17 protein-coding genes are annotated in these 16,726 nt (G+C 69.7%); 13 read left to right on the forward strand and 4 right to left on the reverse strand.

From position 1 onward, the window contains the following. Positions 1-59 precede the first annotated feature (59 nt). Positions 60-1,595: an FAD-binding oxidoreductase gene (locus HEB94_RS06705; protein WP_192749101.1), complete on the forward strand. Its 1,536-nt coding sequence runs from the start codon at positions 60-62 to the stop codon at positions 1,593-1,595. Between the two features lie 99 nt (positions 1,596-1,694). Here HEB94_RS06705 and HEB94_RS06710 read toward each other — a convergent pair whose 3' ends face one another. Next, the gene (locus HEB94_RS06710) at positions 1,695-3,812 is read right to left on the reverse strand and encodes a Xaa-Pro dipeptidyl-peptidase (RefSeq protein ID WP_192749102.1); all 2,118 of its coding nucleotides are present in this window, start codon (positions 3,810-3,812) and stop codon (positions 1,695-1,697) included. Between the two features lie 331 nt (positions 3,813-4,143). Between HEB94_RS06710 and HEB94_RS06715 the strand changes: the two genes are divergently transcribed. The 3 genes from HEB94_RS06715 to HEB94_RS06725 all read left to right on the forward strand — a co-directional run bounded on the left by HEB94_RS06715 (position 4,144) and on the right by HEB94_RS06725 (position 7,034). Then, positions 4,144-5,241: a helix-turn-helix domain-containing protein gene (locus tag HEB94_RS06715; protein ID WP_202896182.1), complete on the forward strand. Its 1,098-nt coding sequence runs from the start codon at positions 4,144-4,146 to the stop codon at positions 5,239-5,241. A 2-nt stretch (positions 5,242-5,243) separates the two neighbouring features. Next, positions 5,244-5,744, forward strand: coding sequence for a PIN domain-containing protein (locus HEB94_RS55070; RefSeq protein ID WP_475555079.1), 501 nt, complete (start codon positions 5,244-5,246; stop codon positions 5,742-5,744). 120 nt (positions 5,745-5,864) lie between these two features. Further along, positions 5,865-7,034 carry a hypothetical protein gene (locus tag HEB94_RS06725; protein ID WP_192749104.1) on the forward strand — a complete coding sequence of 390 codons (1,170 nt, stop codon included), beginning with the start codon at positions 5,865-5,867 and terminating at the stop codon, positions 7,032-7,034. Positions 7,035-7,108: 74 nt separating this feature from the next. Here the strand turns inward: HEB94_RS06725 and HEB94_RS06730 are convergent, their stop codons facing one another. After that, positions 7,109-7,900: a L,D-transpeptidase family protein gene (locus HEB94_RS06730; protein ID WP_192749105.1), complete on the reverse strand. Its 792-nt coding sequence runs from the start codon at positions 7,898-7,900 to the stop codon at positions 7,109-7,111. 97 nt (positions 7,901-7,997) lie between these two features. On the opposite strand from HEB94_RS06730, the gene HEB94_RS06735 reads away from it, so the two are divergent. The 5 genes from HEB94_RS06735 to HEB94_RS06755 all read left to right on the forward strand — a co-directional run bounded on the left by HEB94_RS06735 (position 7,998) and on the right by HEB94_RS06755 (position 13,216). After that, entirely contained in the window at positions 7,998-8,807 is an 810-nt protein-coding gene (locus HEB94_RS06735) for an SDR family oxidoreductase (RefSeq protein ID WP_192749106.1), read from the forward strand. Next, positions 8,804-10,387 carry an N-acyl-D-amino-acid deacylase family protein gene (locus tag HEB94_RS06740; RefSeq protein ID WP_192749107.1) on the forward strand — a complete coding sequence of 528 codons (1,584 nt, stop codon included), beginning with the start codon at positions 8,804-8,806 and terminating at the stop codon, positions 10,385-10,387. Before HEB94_RS06735 ends, HEB94_RS06740 begins: the two co-directional genes overlap by 4 nt. Beyond that, complete coding sequence (locus tag HEB94_RS06745; protein WP_192749108.1) at positions 10,384-11,388, forward strand: lactonase family protein; 1,005 nt, start codon at positions 10,384-10,386, stop codon at positions 11,386-11,388. Before HEB94_RS06740 ends, HEB94_RS06745 begins: the two co-directional genes overlap by 4 nt. Positions 11,389-11,503: 115 nt before the next feature. Then, positions 11,504-11,947, forward strand: coding sequence for an Rrf2 family transcriptional regulator (locus HEB94_RS06750; RefSeq protein ID WP_192749109.1), 444 nt, complete (start codon positions 11,504-11,506; stop codon positions 11,945-11,947). A 72-nt stretch (positions 11,948-12,019) separates the two neighbouring features. Continuing rightward, complete coding sequence (locus HEB94_RS06755) at positions 12,020-13,216, forward strand: globin domain-containing protein (protein ID WP_192749110.1); 1,197 nt, start codon at positions 12,020-12,022, stop codon at positions 13,214-13,216. Positions 13,217-13,268: 52 nt separating this feature from the next. Here HEB94_RS06755 and HEB94_RS06760 read toward each other — a convergent pair whose 3' ends face one another. Then, positions 13,269-13,577 carry a GYD domain-containing protein gene (locus HEB94_RS06760; protein WP_238361450.1) on the reverse strand — a complete coding sequence of 103 codons (309 nt, stop codon included), beginning with the start codon at positions 13,575-13,577 and terminating at the stop codon, positions 13,269-13,271. Positions 13,578-13,729: 152 nt separating this feature from the next. On the opposite strand from HEB94_RS06760, the gene HEB94_RS06765 reads away from it, so the two are divergent. Continuing rightward, positions 13,730-14,098 carry a DUF488 domain-containing protein gene (locus HEB94_RS06765; RefSeq protein ID WP_192749112.1) on the forward strand — a complete coding sequence of 123 codons (369 nt, stop codon included), beginning with the start codon at positions 13,730-13,732 and terminating at the stop codon, positions 14,096-14,098. Positions 14,099-14,115: 17 nt separating this feature from the next. On the opposite strand, the gene HEB94_RS06770 is transcribed toward HEB94_RS06765, so the two are convergent. Further along, positions 14,116-14,847, reverse strand: coding sequence for a TetR/AcrR family transcriptional regulator (locus tag HEB94_RS06770; protein WP_192749113.1), 732 nt, complete (start codon positions 14,845-14,847; stop codon positions 14,116-14,118). A gap of 80 nt (positions 14,848-14,927) precedes the next feature. Between HEB94_RS06770 and HEB94_RS06775 the strand changes: the two genes are divergently transcribed. From HEB94_RS06775 to HEB94_RS06785, 3 genes are read left to right on the forward strand one after another with little or no spacing between them, the layout of a single operon-like run. Further along, complete coding sequence (locus HEB94_RS06775) at positions 14,928-15,344, forward strand: nuclear transport factor 2 family protein (RefSeq protein ID WP_192749114.1); 417 nt, start codon at positions 14,928-14,930, stop codon at positions 15,342-15,344. Beyond that, complete coding sequence (locus tag HEB94_RS06780; protein ID WP_192749115.1) at positions 15,341-15,706, forward strand: VOC family protein; 366 nt, start codon at positions 15,341-15,343, stop codon at positions 15,704-15,706. Before HEB94_RS06775 ends, HEB94_RS06780 begins: the two co-directional genes overlap by 4 nt. Positions 15,707-15,719: 13 nt before the next feature. Continuing rightward, positions 15,720-16,589 carry a TIGR03560 family F420-dependent LLM class oxidoreductase gene (locus HEB94_RS06785; protein WP_192749116.1) on the forward strand — a complete coding sequence of 290 codons (870 nt, stop codon included), beginning with the start codon at positions 15,720-15,722 and terminating at the stop codon, positions 16,587-16,589. The last annotated feature ends 137 nt before the right edge of the window (positions 16,590-16,726 follow it).

A 16,726-nucleotide genomic window follows, 5' to 3' on the forward strand; every position in this document is an offset into this window, starting at 1 on the left:
TCGGCCATGGACCCGAGGCGTTGGGGAGCGCCCTCGTGTCCGTCGAGGAGCGCATACACATGGGGGGAACGATGGCAGGAGTAGGCACGGACCAACGGGGCCTCCAGCGGCGCGCGTTGTTGACCACGACCGCACTCGCGGCGGTGGGTGGTCTGGTCGGCTGCGGTTCGGGTGCGCGCACCCGCGACCTGGCTCCGGCCGACGGGGGTTCGGGCACGGGGTTGCCGACGGCCATCCCCGCCCCGCGGAATCCGGCCCCCACCGCACCGTCGTCCACGCCCACACCAGCGGATTGGAAGGCTCTCGCCGAGAGCCTGTCGGGCAAGCTCCTTCGTCCCGGGGACGCCGGCTACCCGGCCGCCCACCAACTGTTCGATCCGGCGTGGGACAGCGTGCTGCCGGCCGCGGTCAGCGAGTGCGCGGACCCGGCGGACGTGGCGACGACGCTGAAGTTCGCCGAGCGGTTCAAGCTCCCGCTGACCAGCAAGTCCGGTGGGCACTCCTACGTCGGCGCGTCCACCACCAACGGCGGCATCGTCATCTCCGTCAGCTCGATGAAGAGCATCACCTTCAGCGGCACCACGGCGCAGGTCGGCGCGGGCGCGCCACTTGTCCAGGTGTACAGCGCACTCGAAGCCAGGAACCGGATCATCCCGGCGGGCTCGTGCCAGTCGGTCGGTGTCGCCGGCCTCACGCTGGGCGGTGGTCTCAGCCTCGCCAACCGGGTGTTCGGGCTGACCTGCGACACGGTGACCCAGGTCCAGGTCGTCACGGCCGACGGCGCCGTGCACACGGCGAACACCTCGGCCGAACCCAACCTGTACTGGGCCTGCCGTGGCGGTGGCGGCGGCACGCTCGGCGTGGTGACCGCGTTCTGGTTCCGCACCGAGGCCTCACCCCTGATCGGGACGTTCAGTGTCGGCTGGACCTGGGCGAACGCGGCCGCGGTCGTCCGTGGCTGGCAGCGCTACATGGAGACGGCCTCGGAGGAGGTGTGGGCGTCGCTGCGGCTCACCTCGAACCCCAACGGCACCTTGTCGGTGAGAGTGTTCGGCGTGGATGTCTCCAACGACCCGAGTGCGGCTCTGGACAAGCTGATCAGTGCCGTGGGCGTGGAGCCGGAGCACCAGACGGCCACCAAGAACAAGCACTTCTCCCCGGATCCGCCCAGCGGGCGCGTCGGGTTCTACGCGGGCACCGACATCCTCGGACAGGCCCTGCCCGCCTCCGGTGTCACCGCCCTCCTCGACGCGATGACCGGCGCGGCGCGTGCCGGGGTCGGCGCGACGGCGGCCTTCGACCCGCTCGGTGGGCAGGTGGAGCGACTGGCGGTCAACGCCACGGCGTTCCCGTGGCGGAAGGCGTTCGCGTCGATCCAGTGGTACTCCCAGAGCAGCAACGCCAAGGGCGCCCGAGCCTGGATCGCCTCCGGCCACAAGGCGGTGGCGTCCTGGGCGGTCGGCGGGTATGTCAACTATCTCGAGGCCAACCGCACCAACGGCTCCCTCTACTTCGGGCCCAACCTGGCGAAGCTGGCAAGCATCAAGAAGACCTACGACCCGAACAACGTCTTCAAACTTCCGTACACGCTGTAGGGACGGACGCCCGCCGGCCATGACTTCGGCCGGCGGGCGTCCACCTGTCTGTCCTCCCGCGCCCCAGGCTGACAAGCGCGGGTTGACATTCCTACCGGGTCAGGGGCAGGTCCGTGCCTGGACCGGGCAGGTCGCCCGGATCAGCGCGGACGGCCCGCCGACGACGGGAAGATCCAGGCTGCTCTGGTCGACCCTGACGCTGAGCTGGGTCCCCGGCGCGGGCCGGATCGTGTAGATGTTGTCGCTGGACATGACGACCAGGCCGATCCGTTCACCGACAGCGAACACGTGGTCGGTGGGCTGGAGCGCGAACCGCATCGGGTAGAACTCCCCGGCGGCCATGGGATCCTCGTGGCTGAGTGAGTTGCGGTTGAGCGGGTCCGCCCACCCACGGGTGATGACGGTCGGGTTCCCGGTGGCCGGGTAGCTGACGAGGTACATCGTGAGGTTGGCCCGCGGCTTGTCGATGGCCAGGCGCAGGCTCACCGACGGCGCACCACTGATCCGGACCTGCTGGCGTAGCGGCGGGGACTTGTACACGAGCCGGTTCGGTGAGGACGCCGCCGCGACCAGGTTCTGCGGGTTGATGGTCGCGTCGTCGGTCAGGGTCTCCACGCTCGACCCGCCCGCGTGCGTACGCAGAAGGCCACCGGCGGTGCGTCCACCCGGGGTGAGGTTCAGGTTCGCGTCGCCGGTCTTCGGGTCGGGCCACTCCGGGTACGGCGTCGGGTTGGCGTTGCCGCAGGCCAACCGGACGGACGCGCCGTCCGCGACCCGTTGTCCCGCGCCGGTCGCGACCGCCGAGGCCAGGGTGATGTGCGTGGAGTCGGGGATCGAGGCGATCACCCGGGTCTGGGAGCTGACGGTTCCGTCCGCCGCGGTGACCGGGATGGTCGCGGTGAAGCCCAACGTCAGTTCGCCTGAGTCGGCCACCGCGAGGGTGGCGGTGTTCGCCTGGTCGCCGGCCGCGCTCGTCTGCCGGGCCGGGCAGGCGTAGCTCTCCCGCACCACCCACGACCGAGGCAGCTCCTCCACGCCGTTGTGGACGCCGTACAGGTAACGGGTGAACCAGCGGTTGATCATGACGTCCGGTGGCGCCCCACCGTGCCCACCCTGGTGGAGGTAGAACATGTGCGGCACGCCCTGGTCCTTGAGCGCCTCGTAGAACTGTGCGGCGTTCTTCATCTTGACGTTGCCGTCGTTGGTTCCGTGCGCGAGGAGAACCGCGGCGTGGACGTTGCGCACGTCGTTCATGTAGTTCCGGTCGTCCCAGAAGGCGTTGTAGTCGCCGGTGATGCGGTCCTCCTCGACCCGCATCCGGGCGAACTGTGCCTGGCAGATCTCCTGGTCCGCGCGGCTGTAGACCGACTCCGCCAACACGTCCTGGTCGCCGCCACGGTTGGTGTTGGTGTTGATCATTGCACCGTTGGACCGGCGGTAGTCGTACACGCTGGAGATCGCGGAGATCGGCACGATCGCCGCCAGGCCGTCGACACCGGTGGTGGCGACCTGGATGGGCAGCGTGCCGTTGTAGGAGGTGCCCATCATCGCGACCTTGCCGGTCGTCCAGTCCGCGGTGACCTCGGTGGTCGAGGTGAGGCTCGTGAATCCCTTGGCGCGACCGTTCAGCCAGTCGATGACGGCCTTGCCGGCCAGCGTCTCGTTGCGTCCGCCGGTCGGGCAGCCCTCGGAGAGTCCGGTGCCGGGCGACTCCGAGTGCACCACGGCGAACCCACGCGGCAGCCACGTCGACTCATAAATGGTGCTGATGGTCGGGCTGGTGTCCTCGGTTTCGAAGGGTGCCTGACGCGGCTTGGACGTCGGAGGCTGCCCGAGTTCGTGGTCGACGGGCCACCAGCTACCAGGACCGATGCCCGCGTAGTAAGGGCTGTCCTCGTAGATGACCGGCACCTTCAGGCCGTCGGTCTCCGTCTCCTGCGGACGGGTCACGTCGACGTGGATGCGGTCGAGTTTGCCGTCGCCGTCGTTGTCGACGCTGGACTCGACCCACAACTCGTCATGTACCCAGTCGCTCGAGTCAGCCGAGAACACCGGCTGGGCGAGCCCGTCGACGAAGGTGGGTACCGCCGCGCTGGCCACCTGCGGGACGGCGATCGAGGTGAGGACGGCGGCCGCGCTCGACGCGACCGCGACCACCAGACCCAGTGATCGTTTCCGGAACCCGCGCGCTCGCGCCCGTGGATGCTTCACGTCCATGCCGCCTCTCCAGCTCTCTGACCGGATTCGCGCCGTGTAGATGATCTTGGGAACCGGAGACAGTTAACTCCCGAGCGAGGCTGCGCGGACCGCGCCGCGATGGCCGGTCTGGACATGCCGTCCGACGCGCCCCGTCGAGGCGATACCGCGCAAGCAGCCTCCAACCTGTGGCGCGGCCAGTTGGTGGGACGCAGTTCGGCGACCCGGACTCACAACCACAGGCTGCAGCCCCGGACGCACACCATTTGCACCGTCCGTCACCCTCGCCCAGCTCGGCCCAGGTCAATCGGGCGAGGTTTACACGGCTCGCAGCCTGTGCGATATTCGCACTATGGGCAGGGTGGACAGCTGGGAGCAGGTCGGCAGCCGGATACGGGAGGCGCGGGTCGCGGCGGGGTTCAGCCAGGGCCAACTGGCCGGCCAGCTCGGCATCGACCGCTCGGCGCTCGTCCGCGTCGAAAGCGGTCAACGCCAGGTGTCAGCCCTCGAACTCTTCCGTCTCTCAGAGATCCTCGGAGTTCCTGTCGCACACTTCGTGTCAACACCGCCCGCAGCGATCGTTTCGCTGCGGGCCGACCTGGATGATGACGCTCAGCCGGTGGCCCGCGAAAGGTACCGCTTCGACGCGATGCTCGAAGCTCACGCTCGCGACGCCGACTTCCTTCGCGCCCAGGGCTATCTCCGGACAGGAACGTCTCTCCCACCCCAGAGCGTGACCCAGAGTTCGGAGGCTCGCCAGTTGGCCTTGACAGCTCGTCGAACCGCCGGATTTGGCACAGGTCCGCTTCCTGGCATAGCTCAGGTGGCCGACACCTTCGGCCTTTACCTCCTGGTCCTTGACCTGCCTGGCGAGGGGGCATCCCTGCGCCTGGACGACGACCAGTTCGGCGTCGCCGTCCTCGGCGGCCGCGCACCCGCGGGGCGTCGGCGGTTCACGGCGGCACACGAACTCGGCCACCATCTACTGGGGGACGAGTACCAGTCCGACATCGGCGTTGCGGCCGGCCGCGACGAACGTGAAGCACTCATTGACACCTTCGCTGCCGAGTTTCTCCTTCCCGAGTCAGAAACCGCGTCCCAGTGGGAACAGCTCTCGGGAACCCCGCGCGAACGACTCGTGAAGTTGGCGGCGAGCTTCCGCGTCTCATGGAGTGCCGCGGTCCGCGCCGCCGCACGGTGCGGCGCCCTGGACGCGGAGGAGGCGCGGCTTCTGCGGGCGCAGGCTCCGCAGCGAGGGGACTTCCTTGCGGTATGCGGCGTCGAACCCACAGAGGATCTGGTCTCCGGGCAGACGAGCCCGATGTGGAGCCGCGCGGTCCTCGCCGCATACCGCGACGGGGTAGTGACGCCGGAACGTACGGTCGAGTTGCTCCACGGTGCTCTTGGCGAGGCCGACCTTCCGGATCGGAACGGCCAGTTGGAGCCGTGACAGTGTTGGTCTGGGACACCTCTCCAATCCTTCATGCGGGCAGAATCGATCGCCTTGACGTCCTCGGTGACATCGCCTCCGGCTGGGGACGTAACGTCACGACGGCGGCGGTCGCGCAAGAGTTGGAGCGTGAGGACGTCACCGTTCCCGAATGGCTCGGCGTTGTCCACGTCGACGGCTTGGACGAGATCATCGCTCTGGGCGAGTGGCTTCAGCGGGTCTCGGCGGGCCGCCGCGACAGAGGCGAGGCCACCGTGTTCGCCTGGGCTGAGGTTCACGGCGCGATCGCGATCGTCGACGACAAGGATGCTCGAATGGCGGCTCAGCGCGCCGGACTCGCCGCACATGGCACGCTCTGGGTCATCGCCAGGGCGGTGGTGGCTGAACGCATCACCTGTGCTGGCGCAGTCGGTTTCGTCGACGCGATGTTGAGTTCTGGTGCTCGCTATCCCTTCGGGTACGGCGGCTTCGTTCCCTGGGCTGAAGCGCAGGGACTTCTGTAGCGCGGCCAGTTGGTGGGACGCATTCCGGCGACCCCGTTCTCTCCTGGCGCTACGGCAACCTTGCGGAGCTTTGGCGCATCACTCCTTCAAAGACGTATGTCTTCACGGGGAGGTGACCCGATGCCGAGGAGTCGAGCGTTGGGGCGATGTGTCGGAACGCTGGTGGCCGCGGTACTCGCGGCCGTGACAGCTTCGGTGGGTGGTGCGGCGCCGTCGGTGGCGCAGGAACGCGTGAGCACCAGTTGGGAGGTCGTCCCGGTTTCGGGGCTGAGGGGACAGACGGACCTGACCGGCGTCGTGGCGTTCGGCCCGTCCGACGCGTGGGCGGTGGGATCGGTCCGGGAAGGCGCCACCGTCCGTACGCTCACCCTGCGCTGGGACGGGACGCGGTGGCGGCGGATCCCCAGCCCGAACCGCAGCGACGTACAGAACTGGCTCTTCGCGGTGGCCGGGTCATCCTCGCGGGACGTGTGGGCCGCGGGCTATGACGTCACCCCGGACGGGGAGCACCGGAGCCTTCTCCTGCACTGGAACGGCGCCCGGTGGCGTGTCGTCGCGAGCCCGAACGTCGACGCCTCGGACACCATCCTCACCGGCGTCACGGCCCTGTCGCCCACGAACGCCTGGGCGGTCGGAAGCGCGACGGCCTGGCCGTTCGTCGGACAGACGGTCGTCCAGCACTGGGACGGTGCCAGCTGGTCGATCGTCCCCAGTCCCAACCCCAGCACGACCGGCCTCGGCAGCTACCTCCTGGACGTCGCCGCGGCCGGCCCGGACGACCTGTGGGCAGTGGGTGACTACGACAAGGGCGACGGCGTGTTCCAGACGCTGACCGAGCGTTGGGACGGCACCGCCTGGTCGGTGGTCCCAAGCCCCACCGCACCTGAGGGTGCGCTGCTCGGCGCCGTCGCGGCGGGCAGCCCCGACAACGTGTGGGCGGTCGGCTGGCGACAGGCGGAGACCGGGCTCCAGCCGCTGGCGCAGCGCTGGGACGGTACACGGTGGTCCGATGTCGCCACGCCGGACTTCGACGGCGACACCACCTTCGCCGACGTGGTCGTCTCCGGTCCCGACGACGTGTGGGCCGTCGGTGGCCAGGCGACGAGCACCCTGGCCACCCACTGGGACGGACGGTCCTGGACCGTGACACCCAGCGCCAACCCCGGGACGGTCAGCTCCGGCCTCAGCGACGTGGCCGCGATCCCGGGCACCGACTGCCTGTGGGCGGTCGGCCAGTCCAGTGACGGCGCACGAGGACAGGCCCTCGTCGAGACCTACTGCGCCGACTGAGGCGAGGCGTCCCTCGGGAGCGTGCCGGCCGCCACACCAGGCTGGTCCGGCGCTCGGCACGCTCCTTCCGGGCCTTACGGCGTGGCGGCCAGCCAGGCGCTGGTGCCGATGACGATCCTGGGCTTCTCGGCCGGCTTCAGCCAGCGCACGATGCTGAGGTCGTACTTCTCCGTCACGCTCACACATCCGGCGGTGGCGCCCGATCCGTTGGCGTGCAGGAAGATCCCGCCGCCGAGGCGGACGTCGCTGCGGCCGGTGCCGGCCTTGTTGAAGTCGACGACGGTGGCGTACTTGTACTCCTGGTCGCCCCAGTCGACGAGGTGCTCGGCCGACGACGGACTCCAGGCGTAGCTCTTGCCCGGCAGCCGCTGCTGGATCATGTTGTAGGTGGCCGGGTCCTTCGGGTCGTACACCCAGTAGTGCCGCTCGTCGAACCTCGTCCAGCCGTTCGTGGTTCCGGGGTTCGGCCCCGGCCCGAACGAACCGAGCAGCCTGAACATCCCACTCGGCGTCTTACCGGAGCCCTGCACCCTCGTCGGCGACACGCCGTTGTAGCCGACCCGGCCGGGCTGCGGGCCGCTGGTGCGCACCCACGGCTGCGATGCCGAGGCGCGGCGCCAGGTCTCCACCTGGGCGTAGCTGGTGCTCGCCGAAGCTGTGCGGACGAGGACGACCTGATGTGTCTCCGCGGGAACCGCGAACCGGTTGATCCCGGGGATCCGTGTGTTGGTCGCGGCCTCGCTCTGCTGCGCGGGCGTGGCCACCACACCTACGACGGCGAAGATCGCGGCCAGGGCCAGCCCGACTCCGATCGTGAGGAGGGACCTGCCCGCCAACCGGCGGTGTGTACGGGGTGTGACGGCCATGCTGCTTCCTGTTCCCGCCTGACAAACCGGCGGTCGATCTTGTGATGCATCTCGGGAAATACTTTGGTGTTCCCACAATGAGGAAGGCAGTCACCAGATGTCCAATCAGGCAGGACCGGACGGCCAGGCAGGACTGGATGGCCGGACCGTACTGGTCACCGGTGGCGGCGCCGGTATCGGCGCGGAGACGGCTCGCCGGTTCACCGCGACCGGGGCCAGCGTCGTGATTTTCGAACGTGACGCGGAACACGCGGCCGCCATCTCCGAGGAACTCCCGAAGGCGCGGGTGCTCACCATCGACGTGGCCGACTCCGCGGCCGTCGACGACGCGTTCCTCGACCTGGACCGGGACGGTGTTCATGTCGACGTCCTGATCAACAACGCCGCGGCGTGCGCCTCCGACTCCCTTCTCACGATCTCTCCGGACCTGATCGAGCGCGACCTGAAGATCACGCTCGCGGTGCCGATGCTGATGGCCCAGCGCGTACTCCGAGGCATGGTCCCGCGACGGTCCGGAGTGATCCTGAACGTCGCCTCGGTCAACGGGCTCGGCTTCTACGGCAACGAGGCCTACTCCGCGGCCAAGGCCGGACTGATCAACTTCACCAAGTCGGTGGCCGTCGAGTTCGGCCAGTACGGCATCCGCTGCAACGCCGTCGCCCCGGGAACGGTCGCGACCGGGGCGTGGCAGCGCCGGCTGGACCGCGATCCGGACGTCCTGTCCAACGTCCAACGGTGGTATCCGCTCGGCCGGGTCGGCGAGCCGGCCGACATCGCCAACGCGCTGGTCTTCCTCGCCTCCGACGCCGCGTCCTGGATCTCCGGCGTCTGCCTCCCGGTGGACGGCGGCCTGACGGCCGGGAACTTCCACATGACCCACGACATCCTCGTGGACCAGGTCCGATGAGCGCCCAGCCGAGTACGCCGGTCACGCTGCTGCGCGGTGGCACCGTCGTCGACCCGGTGGACGGTGAGTACCGCGCCGACGTCCTGCTCTCCGGTGACCGGATCGCCGCGCTCGGGGACTCCGCCACCTCCGCACCGGATGCCGAGGTCGTCGACGCCGACGGGCTGCTGATCCTCCCCGGCGGAATCGACGTCCACTCCCACGCCGACGCCCGGGTCTTCGACGACGACGTCCAGCTGGCCCTGCTGCGCTCCGGCGTGACCTCCGTCGTGGCGGGACAGGACGGGGTTTCCTTCGCGCCTGGCGACGGCACCTACGCGCGTGACTACTTCGGACCGCTGAACGGCGACCACCCCAGCTACCGCGGTGGCGGGGTGGCGGCGTTGCTGAAGGGATACGACCAGACCACCCGGATCAACGTCGGCTACCTCGTCCCCGCGGGCACCGTCCGCTACGAGGTGATGGGCCGCGACCCGCGACCGGCCACGCCCACGCAGCTGAGCGCGATGGTCGCGCTGGTCCGGGCCGGGCTGGCCGACGGCGCGCTGGGGTTGTCGACGGGGCTGGACTACGTGCCGGGCTGCTTCGCCGACGCCGCCGAACTCGCGGCCCTGTGCGAGCCGGTCGCCGCCGTCGGCGGGGTCTACGTCACCCACATGCGCGGCTATGAGGAGAGCACCCCGACCGGCATCGCCGAGGTGGTCGAGATCTGCCGCCGCAGCGGTGCCGCCGGGCACATCTCCCACTTCCACGCCCGATCCGACCTGGTTGCGCAGTCGCTGGAGACGGCTCGGGCGGAGGGTGTGGACCTGACCTGGGACGCCTATCCGTACTTCCGTAGCTTCACCCTGCTCAGCATGGTGCTGCTGCCCAAGGACCTCATCCGTGAGGGCAACGCGGCCGCGGCGGCCCAGCTCCGCGACCCCGAGCGGCGTGCCGCGCTTGTGCAGGCGCTCGGCCGTTCCGGTGAGGAGACGATCGGCCCGCGCTGGGCGGAGCGGATGCGGATCGCGCTGGCCGGATCGCAGGCCTACGCCTTCGTCGAGGGGCAGACGATCGCCGACGCGGCGGCCGCTCGCGGTGAGGATCCGCTGGACCTGGCTCTTCGGATGCTCGCGGAGTCGGAGCTGGCGACCACGACGGTGGTGGAGATTCCGTCCATGCGCGACGACGAGCACCTCGCCCGCCAGTACGCGCTGCCGGGAGCGACCTGCGGGTCCGACGGCATCTTCCTCGGCGGCGCGCCGCACCCGCGTGCCTACGGCTGCTTCGCCCGGTTGCTGAGCCAGTTCGTCCGCGTACGCCAGGACCTCTCCTGGCAGGACGCCGCCGCGATCACCTCCGGCACGGCGGCGGCACGGTTCGGGCTGCCCCGGCACGGCCGGGTCGCCTCGGGCGCGATCGCCGACCTGGCGTTGGTGGACCCGGCGACCATCGCGGACCGCGCCGACTACGACGTACCCACCCGACTGTCCACCGGCATCGAGCGGGTCTTCGTCCGCGGGTCGCTCGTCCTCGACGGCGGGGAGCTGACACCCGCCCTCGCCGGCCGGCCGCTGCTGCCGGAGCATGCCGCATGAGCGCGGACCGGATGCTCCTGGTCGCCTCCCGCGGCGACAGCACCCACACCGGGCCCGGGGTCGGTCCCTCGGGGCCTGGCGCCGGGATCTACCTGGTCGACACCCGCGACCCGGACGCCCGCCCGCGCCGCCTGGCCGAGGTGGCCGGACTGTCCTGCCTCGCCTGGCATCCGACCCTTCCGGTCCTGTACGGCCTGGCCGGCGGTGAGGTGGTGGCGTGGCGGGTCACGCAGGACCACGGCTTGGAGCGGCTCGGCGCGCTGGCCCTGCCCGACGGGGGCGCCTGTCACGCCGCGGTCGCCCCGGACGGGCACACCCTCGTCGCCGCGATGTATGAGTCGGGGCAGGTCGCGTTCGTCGACCTCGAACCGGACGGCGGGCCGGGAGCGTGCGACACGATCCAGCTCACTGGTTCCGGCCCCGACCCGGAGCGGCAGGAGGGCGCCCACCCCCACCACGTCCTCGTGACCGGCGAGACGACGGTGCTCGTCACCGACCTGGGGGCCGACCTCCTCCGTACCGTCGACCTCGGCACCCGCACGGTCACCGACGAGCGGACGCTGCTACCGGGATCCGGACCACGCCACACCGCGCTCCTGCCCGACGGGCTGGTGACGACCGGCGAGCTCGACGTCTCGCTGATCCGGACGACCGGCACGGACACCGCCGCCGAACGCGCCAGCAGCCGGCGACCCGACGAACGCGTCTACCCCAGCGACCTCGCCGTCGACTCCGCGTCCGGGCGGGTGGTGGTCGCCAACCGTGGCGCCCACACCCTGGCCTGGTTCGATGTGGGCCCGGACGGGCCGAGCCGAGTCGGTGAGGTCGACGCCCACGGCGCCTGGCCGCTCAACCTCGAACCGCTCGAGGACGGGCTGGCGGTCGCCAACCGCGACACCTCCCTCGTCGCGCTGTTTCGCTGGGACGCCGAGGGGGAGCTGACCTTCGACCGCGGCTACGACGTTCCCCGGCCCGTGTGGGTGCTCACCACCCGGGCGTGATCTCCAAAAGTGGCACTCGGAGATTGGTGCCCGGAGGTAGGCGCCCAGTAGCTGTGACGCGTCCCACACCCGCTTAATTGGAATCTCAGCTTCGTATTAAATTAGGCTCCTTCCTGTGCGACTGACCAAGGGCACCGACCTGGCACTGCGGATCGTGATGCGGTTGGCGGTGCTGGAGGAGGAGGCGGCGCCGACCACCCGCCAGGTGGCAGGCGCCGTCGCCGTGCCCTACACCCACGCGGCGAAGGTGGTCACCCGACTGCAGCACCTGGGCGTGGTGGAGGCCCGTCGCGGTCGCGGCGGGGGCCTGGCCCTGACCGCATCGGGACGCGCCATGTCCCTGGGCCGGCTCGTCCGGGAGTTGGAGGGCGCGGGCGACGTCGTCGGCTGCGAGGACGATCCGCCCTGCCCGCTGAGGTCGGCCTGCCGGCTGCGCGGGGCGCTACGGGCCGCCCAGGAGGCCTTCTACGCCGCGCTCGACCCGATCACCATCGAGGACATCGTGGCCACTCCGACCGGCCCGGTCCTGCTGGGTCTCCCGCTGAGCCCGGCCGACTGAAACGAAGCCGCGCGTCACGGGGGAAACCATGCCACAAAAAACGAATCTCATATACGAATATGGAGTCCGAGCATGCTGTCCGCCACGTCGGCCGAGACGATCCGCGCCACCCTGCCCGCCGTCGGCGGCGCCATCGGTGAGATCACCACGTCGTTCTACGCCAGGCTCTTCGAGGCCCATCCCGAACTGCTGCGGGACCTGTTCAACCGGGGCAACCAGGCCAACGGCTCGCAACAGCAGGCCCTGGCCGGGGCCATAGCCGGCTTCGCCGCGGCGCTGGTCGAGCACCCCGACGTCTCACCGGAGGCGATGCTCGCCCGCATCGCCCACAAACACGCCTCCCTCGGCATCACCCGCGACCAGTACCGCGTCGTCCACACCCATCTCTTCGCCGCCATCGCCGAGGTGCTGGGTGATGCGCTCACCGAGGAGGTCGCAGCCGCCTGGGACGAGGTCTACTGGCTGATGGCACAAGCCCTCATCACCCTCGAGGCCCAGCTCTACCTCGACGCCGGCACACCGGCCGGTGACACCTGGCGTGACTACCGCGTGGTGGGCCGCCGCCCGGAGACCGACGACACCGTCACCTACTTCCTGCGCCCGACAGACGACCTTCCGCTACCGACGTTCCTCCCGGGGCAGTACGTCTCGGTGCAGGTCGAGCTTCCCGACGGCGCCCGCCAGATACGCCAGTACAGCCTGTCGGGCCTGCACACAGACGCGCTGCAGTTCACGGTCAAGAAGGTCACCGGCGCACCCGACGGCGAGGTGTCCGGCCATCTCCACGAGCATGTCCACGAAGGTGACACTCTGCGGATCAGCGCCCCCTTCGGCGACGTCACCCTCGACGAGAACGACAACCCCGTCCTGCTCGTCTCCGCCGGTATCGGCTGCACACGCCTGATCGGCATGCTCAGCCGCCTCGCCGACCTGGACTCCCCACGACAGGTCGTCGCCGTCCACGCCGACCGCGCCCCGAGCACCCACGCCTTCCGCGACGACCTCGAACAGCTCGTCGGCAAGCTCTCCAACGCCAGCGCACACGTCTGGTACGAGCAGCCCGAGGTCGACTGGCCCGCCGAGCGAACCGGCTTGGTCGACCTGTCCACCGTGCCCGTTCCGCCCAACGCCACGGCCTACCTGTGCGGCCCGCTTCCCTTCCTGCGCGGGGTCCACGTCCAACTCCTGGAACTCGGCGTCGCCGCGACCAACATCCACTACGAGGTCTTCGGTCCCGACCTCTGGCGCAACGCCACGTCCACGCCGTGAGCGACCCGCGAATCAGCGGGACGGCGGAGCGAGCAATGGCCAGAACTCGAGATCAGGCGCCTGGCGGGCGGAACGCGACCGACTTCGCGACGGCCGCGTCGATCTCCTCAGGCGTCAACAGGACGACAGCCTTCGTCGTGAGCGCGCCACTGGCCGTGACCGCCAGACTCAGGGCCGCGGCCGAAGCGTTGTCCGGAAGCTCGAGGATGCTGTAAAGGTCATCTGACCCGAAGGCAAAATACACGCATTCGACAGTGCCACCCACCTGCTCCACGGCCTCGTGAACGGCGGCCTTACGGGCACTTCCGCCCTTCTCCAGCAGGCCTTTCGAGCCGGAGGCCGTATAACTTGCCTGCTGCATGAATTTCGGCATGAGAATCCCCCCGATTTCGCGATCCAGCCTACGTCGACCACCATCGCCGAGTTCGGGGTTCGGAGTTCGGGTGACAGACGTGCGACATATCCTCGCGGTAGGCGATCCGGGCGATGTCGCCAACCGCACGGAGGTCGGCAATGGCAGGAAAGACGAAGGTGCAGGTACGCCGGGTCTATGAGGAACCGGCACGCGGCGACGGCACCAGGGTGCTGGTCGACCGGGTCTGGCCGCGGGGGCTGACCAAGGCCAAGGCCAGTCTCGACGAGTGGTGCAAGCAGATCGCCCCCTCCACGCAGCTACGCAACTGGTACGGCCACGAACCCGACCGCTTCGAGGAGTTCGGGCGCCGCTATCGCGACGAACTGACCGAACCGGAACGCGCGGACGCGCTGGCCCACCTGCGCGAGCTTGCCGGGAAGCGAACGCTGACCCTGCTCACCGCGACCAAGGAGCCCCGGATCAGCCAGGCGGAAGTGCTCGCCGAACTACTCGAGGGACCGGCCTGAGCCTCGGCGGCGAGGCGTCAGTCGGCTCGACGTCTGGTGCCGGCCGCCGGCCGTCTCGCCGAGGTTCCCCGCCGCGCCGCCGCAGTCGTCTTCGCCGCAGTCGCCACCGTCGTCGTTTCCTTCGCCCCGGTGAGTCCCCGCTCGAGAACGTCGAGCGCGTGGGTGCCGTGCGCGAGCAGATCGTCGGTCAACTTCCTGTCCCGGCGCCCGGCCAGCAACTGGCTGTGGAGGTAATCCTTCATGGCACGGTGCACGCCGACGAGAGCGTTGGCCACCACCCACGGTGCGAACACGTCATCAGTACCGGACTGCTCCGCGATCAGAGCCGCGAGTTTGCCGGTGGTCTGGTCGAAGATCTCCCGCTCCCGCGCCTGCAAGGTCGCACTGCCCCGGATGATCCGCGCGACGGTCGCGATCCGGTCCAGGCCGGCCGGGTCATCGCTGGCCAGTAGGCCGCGTGGGCGTACGGCGACGTCCCGGAACGCGTCGATCACCGACATCGTCCCCGGGCGGTCGCCGATCGCGGCGAGGAGCTCGGCCTCGAAGCTCTCCATCCCGCTGTAGACCAGGGCTTCCTTGGTGTGGAAGTAGTTGAAGACGGTGGCGACGGAGACCTCGGCGGCGCGGGCGATCGCGGCGACCGGTACGGCGTCGAAGCCCCGCTCGGCGAACAACTCGAACGCCGCCTGGGCGATCTGCGTCCGCGTTCGCTGCTTCTTCCGGTCGCGCAGGCCGGGCTCGGTTGGCATCGCCCCACGATAACAGTTGACTTGGAGTGAGACTAATTTTAGAGTCGCTCTACGATTAGCGTCGACACGAGGGGCTGAGGATGACCACGACCACGGACCAGATCCAGCAGTTGGGAAGAGACTGGGCGAACGCGGAGGTACGCGGTGACGTCGCCGCGCTGCAGGCCATGACCACCGACGACTTCACCCTCGTCGGCCCACTCGGATTCGTGCTGGACAAGCAGCAGTGGCTGCGCCGCTACCAGGGCGGCGGCCTGGTCACCCAGCAGCTGAGCTGGGAAGAAACCCAGGTGCGCGACTACGGAAGCGCCGCCGTCAGCGTCGGCGTCCACGACCAGAAGGCCGAGTACAACGGACAACCCGCCGACGGCAGGTTCCGCATCACCCACGTCTTCGTCCACGACGGCGACCGGTGGCTGCTCGCCGGCGTCCACCTCTCCCCGATCGGCGGACCGCCACCGTTCGCCCAGCGCGACACCACGGAGAGTCCACGATGACCGTCGAACTGAACCACATCATCGTCCCGGCACACGACAAGCACATCTCGGCGCGGTTCCTCGCCGACGTCCTCGGCCTCGAGGCCGGCATGGAGATCGGACCCTTCGTCCAACTCCAGGTGGACAACGGCGTGACGCTCGACTTCATGGACGCCGAAGGATTCGAAGCACACCACTGCGCCTTCCTGGTGAACGACGCCGCCTTCGACGCCGCGTTGCAGCGGATCCGCGCGACCGGGGTGACCTACTGGGCCGACCCGTTCCACGCGCGGGAAGGCGAGATCAACCACAACAACGGCGGCCGGGGCCTCTACTTCGCCGACCCGGGCGGCCACAACATGGAGCTCCTCACCGCCCCCTGAGAGGAACAGGCGCATGCGTGTCAGCATCAGCGTGACGAACTACTCCTGGCCCAAGGGCGGTGCCGGCATCGGGCAGCGGCTCACCCGGATCGCCCGCGTCGCCGACGAGGAAGGCATCGACACGGTCTGGGTGGCCGACCATCTGGTGCAGGCGGACCCGTTCGCCGATCCCGGGCACACCGAACACCTCGAGGCCTGCACGACGCTCGGCTACCTCGCCGCGAGCACCGAACGGGTGCGGCTGGGCACCATGGTGGCCGGGGTGACCTTCCGCCCGCCCGCCGTCCTGATCAAGGCGATCAGCACCCTGGACGCGCTGTCCGGCGGACGCGCGTGGTTCGGGATCGGCACGGGGCACCACGAAGGGGAGGCCCACGACATGGGCCTGCCGTTCCCCTCGGTCTCCGAACGTTTCGAACGGCTGGAGGAGACGCTGCGGCTCGCGCACCAGATGTGGTCGGGCGAGGAGTCCCCCTTCGACGGCAAGCACTACCAACTCGCCCACCCGGTCGACAGCCCTCGACCGACCAACCGGCCACGGATCCTGGTCGGCGGCACCGGCGAACGCAAGACGCTACGGCTGGTCGCCCAGTACGCCGACGCGTGCAACGTCTTCGACATCCCCGACGGCGGCGCGACGGTCCGGCACAAGCTCGGCGTCCTGGCCGAGCACTGCGCGCGGCTCGGCCGCCCTTACGGCAACGTCGAGAAGACCATCGGCACCCGGCTCGCGCCCGGCGAGTCAGCGGAGGACTTCACCCGCCGCTGTGCGGGCTTCACCGACCTCGGCATCGACCACGTCGGCGTCATCACCCACGGGCCCTGGACCGAGGACGCCGTACGCACGGTGGGCGCCGCGGCCCGCACCCTGGCCGGCGCCTGATCCGGGGAAGCCGACCGGAAGCCTGGGCCCGCCGCTCCCTACCCGCCAATACCCGACGCGCCAGCCCCCGGTCACACCCGTGAGGCCCTGCCCGCTGGGGGCGAACTACCCAGGTCAGCACACCCCGACGGTGAAAG

It is taken from the genome of Actinopolymorpha pittospori (assembly GCF_014873875.1).
GTDB classification, from domain to species: domain Bacteria; phylum Actinomycetota; class Actinomycetes; order Propionibacteriales; family Actinopolymorphaceae; genus Actinopolymorpha; species Actinopolymorpha pittospori.